The organism is Bradyrhizobium sp. KZN70725 (assembly GCF_055264925.1).
The window spans coordinates 25,646-37,236 of sequence record NZ_JBUYWT010000018.1 but is presented as its reverse complement, the minus strand read 5'-3'; the positions used below and the strand labels follow the sequence as shown (position 1 = coordinate 37,236).

Genomic DNA, 11,591 nt, shown 5'->3' with positions numbered 1-11,591 from the left:
AATCGGAACGGGGCTCCAGATTCTAGTTTTGACGCGTTTTCCTCACGCGAACCGGTACCCGCTTCGCTCGAAAACGCTCTAGTCGAATTGCGAGCGCTTGTAATAGCCGCTGTCAATCAGGACTTTCTCCCAATTGGTCTTATCCACCACGACCGGCTTGAGGAGATAGGACGGAACCACCTTGACCCCGTTGTTGTAGGTCTTGGTGTCGTTGACGCTGACCTCCTTCTTGCTCAGCACAGCGTCGACCATGTCGGCGGTGACCTTGGCGAGGTCGCGGGTGTCCTTGAAGATGGTCGAATATTGCTCGCCGCGCAGCATCGCCTTGATCGAGGGGACTTCGGCATCCTGCCCGCTGATGTACGGCATCGGCTGGTCCTTGCTGCCGTAGCCGACGCTCTTCAGCGAGGAGATGATGCCGATCGACAGGCCGTCATAGGGCGACAGCACCGCGTCGACGCGCTTCTTGCCGTAGAACGCACTGAGCAGGTTGTCCATCCGCGCCTGCGCGGTCGCACCGTCCCAGCGCAGCGTCGCAACCTTGTTCATGCCCGTCTGGCCGCTGCCGACCACGAGCTTGCCGCTGTCGATATAGGGCTTCAACACCGACATCGCGCCGTCGTAGAAGAAGTACGCGTTGTTGTCGTCGGGCGAGCCGCCGAACAGCTCGATGTTGAAGGGCCCCTTGCCCTCCTTGAGCCCGAGCGCGTTCTCGATCGACTGGGCCTGCAGCACACCGACCTGGAAATTGTCGAAGGTCGCGTAATAGTCGACGTTGGGGGTGCCGCGGATCAGGCGGTCATAGGCGATCACCGTGATGCCCTGGGCCTTGGCCTGCTTCAGGACATCGGACAAGGTGGTGCCGTCGATGGCCGCGATGACCAGCACCTTGGCGCCCTTGGTCACCATGTTCTCGACCTGGGAGAGCTGGTTCGGAATGTCGTCTTCGGCATATTGCAGATCGGTGCCGTAGCCGCGCTCCTTCAGCACCTTGACCATGTTGTTGCCGTCGTCGATCCAGCGCGCCGAGGACTTGGTCGGCATCGCGATGCCGATGGTCGGCTTGCTCTGGGCCATGGCGTCGCGATCCGACACCGTCGCGGCAAGGCCGGCCAGCGCAAGCGCGAACAAGGTGGTCTTCAATTTGAACATGCTTCACTCCCTTGCTTTTTTGAGTTGGGATTCCAGTTGCCGTGGACAGCATCAATCGACGGCGATCGCTCGTGGGCCGGCCTCAGATTCTACGGCGATGTCGGATCGGCGCCGGGACCGTCACGAACCGAAATTGCGGAATGTCGATCGTACCCGTCAACAGCGCCAATGCTCGCTACGCATGGTCGGTCATGTCGATCCCGCAATGCCGGGTTCAGCCGCGAGCCATGTCGTTGGACGAACGAGGCGCAGGAATGACGTGGAGGATCATGAGGCGCCGGTCTCCCGGAATCGTTGGCGAGCGCCAGCGTCCGACAGGACGTCTGGCGGTGCGCTGCCGTTTTCTGCACCCTTTGGTTGATGTTGCCGCTGCAATGTGGACGCAAGCGCCGACTGGCCATTTATTTAATTATCCGAAGAAATTGATCGGAGACGCGGAGGGTCGCAGGGGTACTGTCCGGAATCGCTGGCAAGTCCCATCGCCTCCCAGGTGGTGCAGCACCGCTTCTGGTAACCTTTGGCCGGATTGTGCCTTCACCCTGCTATGGATGCAAGCGCCATTTATTTCATCATCTGAATAAATTGGCCTGAGCTGCCGGCCGGCGGCAGCGATCTTCAGGCGTCGATGTCAGAGAGATCGTCAACAACCAGCAATGCCTCGGTGAAATCGTCGTCGCTGAAATAGGTGCTGCGGGTGATGACCACGGGGATGCCGGCGCGCGCCGCGGCGGCGAGGCCGTTGCCGGAATCCTCGATTGCGACGCAATCTCCCGGCCCGAGCCCGAGCCGGGTCAGGACCTCGGTGTAGACGTCAGGCGCCGGCTTCTTCCGCGGCACGTCGTCGCCGGCAACGATCGCCTCGAACTGATCGGCCCAGTCCAGCCCCAGCGAAACCGAAAGCAGCGCATCGATATTGCCGTGCGAGGTGGTCGTTGCGATCGCCAGGCGCTGGCCGCGGCTGCGCGCGCCGGCGAGCCAGGCCCTGACACCCGGCCGCAATGGGCAGCCGCCCGAGGCAATCAGCGCGGCGTAGCGCGCGGTCTTGATCCTGTGCAGGTCGGCGATCTCGGCGAATGTCAGCATTGGGACCGCGTTGCGCTGGTCGAAGGCGCGGATGCGCTCCTTGCCTCCGGCCACCCGAAGCAGCCGCGCATAAGTGACCTGGTCCCAGAACCAATCGAGGCCGGCTTCGGCAAAGGCTTCATTGAAGGCGCGGCGGTGCACCTCCTCGGTTTCGGCGAGCGTGCCGTCGACATCGAAGATCAGGGCGCGGGCGCTCACGATGATGTCGCGCATCCCGGCGGACCGGATCACGGCGAGCGCCTCGTTCATCGTCCCTCGCCCGGCGCACCGGCGCCTTTGACGAACACCCGGCTAGCGAGCACGTCGCCGGCCTCGATCGACATCACGTCGTCGGCGGTGAGCGTGCGGTCGAGCTTCGCCACGATCCGGTTGGCCTGGCGCAGCCGGATGCGATCGAGCGCATTGCGGATCGAGCGTGCATTGGAGAACAGCGGCTGTTCTTTGCGCACGGCGATGTAACGGATGAAGGCCTCGCGGGCTTCCGGAGAGAACCGATAATTCTGCTGCTGCAACATCAGCTCGGCGATCCAGAGCAACTCGCCGTCCGAATAGTCCGGGAAATCGATATGATGCGCGATGCGGGAGCGGAAGCCTGGATTGCTCTGGAAGAATTTCTCCATGCGGTCGCCATAGCCGGCCAGGATCACCACCAGATCCTCGCGCTGCTGCTCCATCACCTGCAGCAGGATCTCGATCGCCTCCTGCCCGTAGTCGCGCTCATTTTCCGGGCGATAGAGGTAATAGGCCTCGTCGATGAACAGCACGCCGCCCATCGCCTTCTTCAATATCTCTTTCGTCTTCGGCGCGGTGTGGCCGATATATTGGCCGACGAGGTCGTCGCGCGTGACGCTGATGACGTGGCCGCGGCGCACGAAGCCGAGCTTGTGCAGGATGCCGGCCATCCGTAGCGCGACCGTGGTCTTGCCGGTGCCGGGGTTGCCGGTGAACGACATGTGCAGGGTCGGAAACGTCGTCGCCAGCGCCATCTTCTGCCTGATGCGTTCGACCAGCAGCAGCGAGGCGATCTCGCGGATGCGGGTCTTCACCGGCTTCAGGCCGATCAATTCGGAATCGAGCTGGTCCAGCACGTCGCCGATGCCGAGGTCGGCGAATTCATGGCGAAGGTCGATGGTCTCGAGCGGGGTCTCGCGGATTTGTTCGCTGATCTGTTCTTGCGCTTGCGTCATTGTCCTCTCGCCTGGAAAAGCTCCGTCGCCGCGGCGGCGACGACGGAGAAGTGCATCCGGACCAGGACGGTCGAGGGAGCAACCCGCCTGGTTTGCAAGCCGGACGCGGTCAATGATCGGTGTAGCGTTCGCCTTCGGGGCGGCCCGCTGCATAGGAATGGGTCGCATAACGCAGATTGCGTCCGGCCGCCTCCTGGCGGTCGAGCCGGAAGCCTGGCTCCTCCTGCGGCCGGTTGACGATGAAGGAGATGCGAACCGACTCCCAGCCCGGGCTGGAATCGAAGCCGGAGATCCGGATATAGCGGTCGCCATAGACCCGTCGGCAGTCGGCGAGCTCCTTCATGATGCCCGCCGCATCGCGCAGGTCGAACATCGGCAGGCCCCACATGTCCCAATAGGTGTTGCGGGGATGCGGATCGTCGGTGAACTCGATGTTCACCGCCCAACCCTTGTCGAGGCAGTATTGCACCTGCGCAGCGATCTGCTCGTCGGTGAGATCGGGCAGGAACGAGAAGCAGCCTTGGGTAACGCGCATGAGTATCTCCTCTCAGACCGCCATGCTCGGCGTGGGAACGAAATCGGGGGCGTCGGTCGACTCGTAGTTGAAGGTGACGTCCTTCCAGACGTCGAGCGCCTCGCGCAGCGGCGTGCAGGTCTGCGCCGCCTTGGCCAGGATCTCCGGCCCCTCATGGACGTAGTCGCGCCCCTCGTTGCGGGCGAGGATCATGGCCTCCAGCGCGACGCGGTTGGCGGTGGCGCCGGCCTGGATGCCGCGGGGATGGCCGATGGTGCCGCCGCCGAACTGCAGCACGACGTCCTCGCCGAGCAGATCGAGCAGCTGGTGCATCTGGCCGGCATGAATGCCGCCAGAGGCCACCGGCATCAGCTTGTTGAGGCTCGCCCAGTTCTGGTCGAAGAACACGCCGTGCTCCAGGTGCAACGGATTGAAGTCCTCGCGGCAGATGTCGTAATAGCCGCGGGTGGTGTTCGGATCGCCCTCGAGCTTGCCGACCACCGTGCCGGCATGGATGTGATCGACGCCGGCGAGCCGCATCCATTTCGCGATCACGCGGAACGAGACACCGTGGCTGCGCTGCCGCGTGTAGGTCGAGTGGCCGGCGCGATGCAGATGCAGGATCATGTTGTTCCTGCGCGCCCACTTCGCCATCGACTGGATCGCGGTGTAGCCGATCACAAGGTCGATCATGACGATGTTGGAGCCGAGCTCATGGGCAAACTCCGCGCGCTCGTACATGTCCTCCATGGTCGCCGCGGTGACGTTGAGATAGGTCCCCTTGATCTCGCCGGTCGCGGCCTGCGCGCGGTTGACCGCCTCCATGCAGTAGAGGAAGCGCTCGCGCCAGTGCATGAAGGGCTGCGAGTTGATGTTCTCGTCGTCCTTGGTGAAATCGAGCCCGCCTTTCAAGGCTTCATAAACAACGCGGCCGTAGTTGCGGCCGGACAGGCCGAGCTTCGGCTTCACGGTGGCGCCGAGCAACGGACGGCCGAACTTGTCGAGCCGCTCGCGCTCCACCACGATGCCGGTCGCGGGGCCCTGGAATGTCTTCACGTAGGCGGTCGGCAGCCTCATGTCCTCGAGCCGCAGCGCCTTCAGCGGCTTGAAGCCGAACACATTGCCGATGATCGAGGCCGTCAGGTTCGAGATCGAGCCCGGCTCGAACAGGTCGAGGTCATAGGCGATGTAGGCGAAGTAGCTGCCCGGCGAATTCGGCACCGGATCGACGCGGTAGCACTTCGCCCGGTATTTCTCCGCGGCCGTCAGCCGGTCGGTCCACACCACGGTCCAGGTCGCGGTCGAGGATTCGCCCGCCACCGCCGCGCAGGCTTCGGTCGGATCGACGCCATCCTGCGGCGTGACGCGGAACAAGGCGATGACGTCGGTGTCCTTGGGCTCGTAGTTCGGCTCCCAATAGCCCATCCGCTTGTATTCCATCACGCCGGACTTGTAGCGATCCTTGCCGCGCACTGTGATCGACTGCTGCATGTTCATCGAAATCTCCTGTGGTTCGTCGCCATTTGCTCAGGCGGCCTGGGTCATCTTTCCAATTTGCGGATCGAGCGCGCCGGCGCGATAGCGGCGGGCCATCTCCGGCAGTGCAACCACCTTGATCCGGGCGGCATTGCCGGCCGTGCCGAACTGCTCGAAGCGATCACGGCAGAGTTCGCGCAGCGCATCCATCGCAGGCTTCAGGAATTTGCGCGGATCGAACTCGCTCTTCGATTGGACGGCGACCTTGCGGAAGGCCGCCGCCATCGCCAGGCGGCAATCGGTGTCAATATTGACCTTGCGCACCCCGTGCTTGATGCCGCGGACGATCTCCTCGACCGGGACGCCCCAGGTCTGCGGCATCTCGCCGCCGAACTGGTTGAACATGTCCTGCAGCGGCTGCGGCACCGAGGACGAGCCGTGCATCACCAGATGCGTGTTCGGCAGGCGGCTGTGGATCTCTTCGACCACGCGCATCGCCAGGATTTCGCCGTCGGGTCGCCGCGTGAACTTGTAGGCGCCATGCGAGGTACCCATCGCGATCGCGAGCGCATCGACCTTGGTGGCGCGGACGAAATCGACCGCCTGATCCGGGTCGGTGAGCAGCTGATCATGACTCAGCTTGCCCTCGACGCCATGGCCGTCCTCCTGCTCGCCGCCGCCATGCTCGAGCGAGCCGAGCACGCCGAGCTCGCCTTCGACCGACGCGCCGACCCAATGGGCCATGTCGACCACCCGGCGGGTGATATCGACGTTGTAGTCATAGTCGGCTGCGGTCTTGGCGTCGGCCTTGAGCGAGCCGTCCATCATGACGGAGGTGAAGCCGTAGCGGATCGCAGTGGCGCAGGTCGCCTCTTCGTTGCCGTGATCGAGATGCAGGCAGAGCGGAATCTGCGGATGCATCTCCTCGAGCGCGTCGATCATCTTCGCCAGCATGATGTCGTTGGCATAGGACCGCGCGCCGCGCGAGGCCTGGATGATGACAGGTGCATCGCAGGAAGCCGCCGCCTCCATGATGGCGAGGCCCTGCTCCATATTGTTGATGTTGAAGGCCGGAACGCCGTAGCCGCGTTCGGCGGCGTGGTCCAGCAACTGCCTCAGGGTTATCCGCGCCATGGTGGCGTCCTCCTTTCAATTCGCTCGTTGAATGAGCTGTTTTGCTGCAGCAGCGATTGCCGCGGGCGTGATGCCGAATTCGCGGTAGAGCACGTCGGCCGGCGCGGAAGCGCCGAAGCCGGCCATGCCGACGAACGCACCGTTGTCGCCGAGCCAGCGGGCCCAGTCGCCCTCGACCGCAGCCTCCACGCCGACGCGCGGGGCGCTGCCCAGCACCTGGGCGCGATAGTCGCTCGGCTGCTGGCGGAACAGGTCGAAGCACGGGCCCGAGACGACCGCGGCCTGTACCCCGTCTTCCGCCAGCAGCTTTGCGGCTTCGAGCGCAATCGCCACCTCCGAACCCGTTGCAATCAGGGTGACGTCACGCGCGAAGGCCGGCTCGACGAGAACGTAGGCGCCGAGCGCGACCTGGTTGTCCTTGCTGCCGTCGCGAACCGTCGGCAGCGCCTGCCGCGACAGGCAGAGGATCGACGGCGAGGTCTCTGCCTTCAGCGCGCAGTCCCACGCTTCCGCGGTCTCGACCGCATCGGCCGGACGGAACACCAGGACGTTTGGGATCGCGCGCAGCGCCGCCAGATGCTCGACCGGCTGATGGGTCGGCCCGTCCTCGCCGAGCCCGATGGAATCGTGGGTCATCACATGGATGACGCGGATCCCCATCAGCGCCGCAAGGCGGATCGCCGGCCGGCTGTAATCGGCAAAGCTGAGGAAGGTGCCGCCATAAGGAATGAACCCGCCGTGCAGGGCGATGCCGTTCATCGCCGCGGCCATGCCGTGTTCGCGGATGCCATAGTGGATGTAGCTGCCGTCGAGCGTTTCCGGCCGCACCGAAACCTGCGACTTCGCCAGCGTCAGATTGGAGTGCGTGAGGTCGGCCGAGCCGCCCAGCAAATTGGGCAACGCCTCCGCGATCACGTCGATGACCTGCTGCGAAGCCTGTCGCGTGGCGAGCTTCGGCCGCTCGGTCGCGAACCGCTCCACCAACTTTGCCATCGCCTCGGCATAGGCGCAGGGCAATTTCCGGTTCAGCGCATCGTGGAACGGAGACCGCTCGGCCCTGTCGCCCTTGCAGGCGCTGCGCGAACGGTCGATCCAGGCCCGCCGCGCGTCGCGGCCGCGGCCGCCGAGCTCGCGCCACTCCGCCAGCACCGCATCGGGGATTTCGAATGCCGGATACGGCCAGCGCAGCGCGGCACGGGTCTTCGCCATCTCATCGGCACCGAGCGGCGCGCCATGCACCTTTTCGCTACCCTGCCGGTTCGGCGCACCGAACCCGATCACCGTCCGGCAGGCGATCAACGACGGACGATCGCTCGATCGCGCCTGCCTGATCGCCGCGGTAATCGCCTGCGGATCGTGGCCGTCGATGCGGTTGACGTTCCAGCCGCTGGCCTTGAACCGCGCTGCCTGGTCGTCCGAACTGGACAGCGACGTGGCGCCGTCGATCGAGATATGATTGTCGTCGAACAGCACGATCAAGCGGTTCAGCCGCAAATGGCCGGCCAGCGAGATCGCCTCATGGCTGATGCCTTCCATCAGGCAGCCATCGCCGGCGATCACATAGGTGTAGTGGTCGACGAGGTCGTCGCCGAAGCGGGCGTTCATCAGCCGTTCGGCAAGCGCCATGCCGACCGCGGTCGCAACCCCCTGCCCGAGCGGCCCGGTCGTGGTCTCGACACCCGGGGTGTGGCCGTACTCGGGATGGCCCGGGGTCTTCGATCCCCACTGCCGGAATGCCTTGAGCTGATCGAGCGTCATGCTCTCGTAGCCTGTGAGGTAAAGCAGCGCGTAGAGCAGCATCGAGCCGTGCCCCGCCGACAGCACGAAGCGGTCGCGGTCGGGCCAGGCCGGATCGGCCGGGTCGAACTTCAGGAACTCCGTGAACAGCACGGTCGCGACATCGGCCATGCCCATCGGCATGCCGGGATGACCGGATTTCGCCTGCTCGACCGCGTCGACGGCGAGGAAGCGGATGGCGTTCGCCATCTCGTCGTGGCTGATTTCGGGGCGGCTGGCAACGGACGCAAGTCCGGTCATATCGTTCGCCTCTTTCGTTCGATCAGTTGCAGGATCAGCGGGGTCAGGATGAGCTGCATCGCGAGGTCGAGCTTGGCGCCGTGCACCACGATCGAATTGGCGCGCGACATGAAGCTGTTCGGGATCATCGAGAGCAGATAGGGAAAATCGATGCCACGCGGATTCTTCAAGCGGATCACGACCATCGATTCATCCGGCGTCGGGATCCAGCGCGCGATGAACGGGTTCGACGTGTCGACGGTCGGCACGCGCTGGAAGTTGATGTCGGTCTCGGTGAATTGCGGACAAATGTAATTCACGTAGTCCGGCATGCGGCGCAGGATGGTGTCGGTCACCGCCTCGGTGGAGTAGCCGCGGTGGCTGCGGTCGCGGTGCAACTTCTGGATCCATTCGAGGTTGATGACCGGCACGACGCCGATCTTGAGGTCGGCATGCTGCGCGACATTCACCTTGTCGGTGACCACGGCACCGTGCAGGCCCTCGTAGAACAAGAGGTCGGAATTCTCCGGCAGCGCCTCCCAGGCGGTGAAGGTGCCGGGCTTGGCGCCGTAGAGCCGCGCTTCCTCCTCGTCGTGCACATAGTGCCGCGTGGTTCCGGTGCCGGTCTCGGCATAGTCGCTGAACAGCTTCTCCAGCTCCTCGAACAAATTGGTCTCGGGGCTGAAATGGCTGAAGTGCTTGTTGCCGCGCTCGGCTCTCTCCGCCATCAGGCTGCGCATCTCGGCGCGGTCGTAGCGGTGGAACGCGTCGCCCTCGATATAGGCGGCGACCACGTTCTCGCGGCGGAAGATGTTCTCGAACGTCTTCTTCACCGAGGTGGTGCCGGCCCCGGAGGAGCCGGTGATCGAGATGATGGGATGTCGACGTGACATGCGGTCCTCCTCAGCGGAACAGGCCGCGCCGCGCGAACAGCGGGGCATCGCTGCTTTCGAACAACGGCTCGACGGTCAGGTGGATCGCATCGACGTCGCGCACGGCACGCGCCGATCCCATGATCAGCGGCACGCGCTGATGCGGCGTGCGTGCCGACAGTTCGAGAATGCGCGACCGGCCGTTCGACGCGGCGCCGCCCGCCCATTCCATGATCAGTGCGATGGGATGCGCCTCGTACAGCAGACGCAACCGGCCTTCGCGGTAGCCCTGGCGCGCATCCGCCGGATACAGGAACACGCCGCCGCGCATCAGGATGCGGTAGGCTTCAGCGACCAGCGAGCCGATCCAGCGCATGTTGAAGTCCTGCCCGCGCTCGCCGTTCACTCCGGCGAGGCAATCGTCGATGTAGCTGCGCACCGGGCCGCTCCAGTGCCGCCGGTTCGAGGCATTGATGGCGAATTCCGACGCGTCCTGCGGTACGCGCAGATCGCGCGCGGTCAGGACGAACTCGCCACTTCGCGGGTCCAGCGTGAAGCAGTCGACGCACTGGTCGATCGCCAGCACCAGCACGGTCTGTGGACCGTAGATGAAACAGCCGGCGGCACATTGCGCCGTGCCGGGCTCGAAGAAGGTCGAGATGACGTCGTTTCCTTTCGGCCGGATTGAGAAGATCGTGCCGATCGAGATGTTATTTTCGAGATTGGCGGATCCATCGAGCGGATCGATCGCGACACAGAGCGGCGCGTCGGGATCGAGCGTCTCAGGCAGTTCGACCTCCTCCGACAGCACTGCGGCGACCGGCGCGGTGCGCAGCGCGTTCCGCATCAGATCGTCGGCGACGATGTCGATGGTCTTCTGGCGGTCGCCGTCGGGATTGACGCCACCGCTCTCGCCGCCGACTCCGGCGAGCGGCCCGGCGGCAATGATGCGCGAGAGCTCGATCGCCGCACGGGCAAGGGCTTCGACGACGACAACGGTCGCGGCGCGCAACGGGTTGTGCTGCGCGGGCCACTCCAGATGGGCATGCAATGCTGGACGAATCTCCACCGGCCTCTCCCTATGATCGCGCCCTCTGTCCCGAGGCTTCGAGAGGCGACCTCAGGGGAGTCGCCTTCGCCCTATCAACGCGCGAATTGCCCAATTAGGGAAATTTTATTATCTTTGGTCCGAGCAAAGTATTTCTTATGGAGCTTGTCATGGCCGGCAACTTCTCGCGGGATCTCACCATCCGCCAGCTGCGCGCACTGTCGACCCTGCACGAGGCAGGCTCGATCACGTCCGCCGCCAACCGGTTGAACCTGACGCAGCCCGCGGTGACGTTGCAGCTCCGCAACCTGCAGGCGCTCGCAGGGTTGCCGCTGATCCAACGTACCGGCGACGGCATGGCGCTGACGGATGCCGGCGCACATGTGCTGACGCTGGTCGAGCGGATCGAAGCGGCGCTGAAGGATTGCGAGCAGTCGCTCGACATGATCGCCGGCCGCAGCGGCGGCCGCGTCGCGATGGGCGCGGTCTCCACCGCGAAATACTTCGTGCCGTTCGCGATCGCGGCGTTCTCGCGCCGCTTTCCCAAGATCGAGGTCACGCTCAGGATCGGCAACCGCGAGGAGATTCGCGACGCGCTGCGCGGCTATGATCTCGACATCGCGGTAATGGGCCGGCCGCCGGCCGACGTCGAGGTCGAGATGAAGCCGCTCGGCCGGCATCCGCACTTCATCGTCGCCGCGCCCGATCATCGGCTGGCGCGGCGGCGGCACGTCGCCCCATCGGAGCTCGCCAACGAAACCTTCATCACTCGCGAGCAAGGATCGGGGACGCGGATGCTGATGCAGCAATATTTCGAGCGGGTCGGGCTGGAGCCGAAACTCGGCATGGCGATGGACAGCAACGAGACCATCAAGCAGGCTGTGATGGCCGGGCTCGGCATCGCCTTCATCTCCCAGCACACGGTGTTCCATGAGCTGGAGGACGGCCGGCTGGTGGTGCTCAAGGTGAAGGGCCTGCCGATCGTCCGGCAGTGGCACGCGATCAGGCGCGCCGACAAGATCCTGCTGCCGCCCGCGCAGGCCATGCTGGATTTCCTCGGCAAAGAGGGCTGGCGCTATCTGCCGAATTCAAGCTAGCGCCCGGGCGAC

10 protein-coding genes are annotated in these 11,591 nt (G+C 64.6%); 1 reads left to right on the top strand and 9 read right to left on the bottom strand.

The window, feature by feature from the left end:
• Positions 1 to 78 precede the first annotated feature (78 nt).
• From chvE to ACZBJS_RS18940, 9 genes are all read right to left on the bottom strand, one after another.
• The gene (chvE, locus tag ACZBJS_RS18980; RefSeq protein WP_057015877.1) at positions 79 to 1,152 is read right to left on the bottom strand and encodes a multiple monosaccharide ABC transporter substrate-binding protein; all 1,074 of its coding nucleotides are present in this window, start codon (positions 1,150 to 1,152) and stop codon (positions 79 to 81) included.
• Between the two features lie 615 nt (positions 1,153 to 1,767).
• Positions 1,768 to 2,484, bottom strand: coding sequence for an HAD family hydrolase (locus ACZBJS_RS18975; RefSeq protein ID WP_076833459.1), 717 nt, complete (start codon positions 2,482 to 2,484; stop codon positions 1,768 to 1,770).
• On the bottom strand, positions 2,481 to 3,422 hold the full coding sequence (cbbX, locus tag ACZBJS_RS18970) for a CbbX protein (protein ID WP_057015875.1): 942 nt from the start codon (positions 3,420 to 3,422) through the stop codon (positions 2,481 to 2,483). The genes ACZBJS_RS18975 and cbbX overlap by 4 nt, the downstream gene beginning before the upstream one ends.
• A gap of 109 nt (positions 3,423 to 3,531) precedes the next feature.
• Positions 3,532 to 3,957 (bottom strand): ribulose bisphosphate carboxylase small subunit, encoded by a 426-nt coding sequence (locus ACZBJS_RS18965; RefSeq protein WP_076833455.1) that lies wholly within the window; start codon positions 3,955 to 3,957, stop codon positions 3,532 to 3,534.
• A 12-nt stretch (positions 3,958 to 3,969) separates the two neighbouring features.
• Positions 3,970 to 5,427: a form I ribulose bisphosphate carboxylase large subunit gene (locus tag ACZBJS_RS18960; RefSeq protein WP_038377118.1), complete on the bottom strand. Its 1,458-nt coding sequence runs from the start codon at positions 5,425 to 5,427 to the stop codon at positions 3,970 to 3,972.
• Between the two features lie 36 nt (positions 5,428 to 5,463).
• Entirely contained in the window at positions 5,464 to 6,546 is a 1,083-nt protein-coding gene (gene fba, locus ACZBJS_RS18955; RefSeq protein WP_283062445.1) for a class II fructose-bisphosphate aldolase, read from the bottom strand.
• 15 nt (positions 6,547 to 6,561) lie between these two features.
• On the bottom strand, positions 6,562 to 8,583 hold the full coding sequence (tkt, locus tag ACZBJS_RS18950; RefSeq protein WP_463438998.1) for a transketolase: 2,022 nt from the start codon (positions 8,581 to 8,583) through the stop codon (positions 6,562 to 6,564).
• Positions 8,580 to 9,455, bottom strand: a complete 876-nt coding sequence (locus tag ACZBJS_RS18945; RefSeq protein ID WP_028331481.1) for a phosphoribulokinase — start codon at positions 9,453 to 9,455, stop codon at positions 8,580 to 8,582. Before ACZBJS_RS18945 ends, tkt begins: the two co-directional genes overlap by 4 nt.
• A gap of 10 nt (positions 9,456 to 9,465) precedes the next feature.
• Complete coding sequence (locus ACZBJS_RS18940; protein ID WP_463439029.1) at positions 9,466 to 10,485, bottom strand: class 1 fructose-bisphosphatase; 1,020 nt, start codon at positions 10,483 to 10,485, stop codon at positions 9,466 to 9,468.
• A 167-nt stretch (positions 10,486 to 10,652) separates the two neighbouring features.
• On the opposite strand from ACZBJS_RS18940, the gene ACZBJS_RS18935 reads away from it, so the two are divergent.
• Entirely contained in the window at positions 10,653 to 11,579 is a 927-nt protein-coding gene (locus tag ACZBJS_RS18935) for a LysR family transcriptional regulator (RefSeq protein ID WP_463438997.1), read from the top strand.
• Positions 11,580 to 11,591 lie beyond the last annotated feature (12 nt).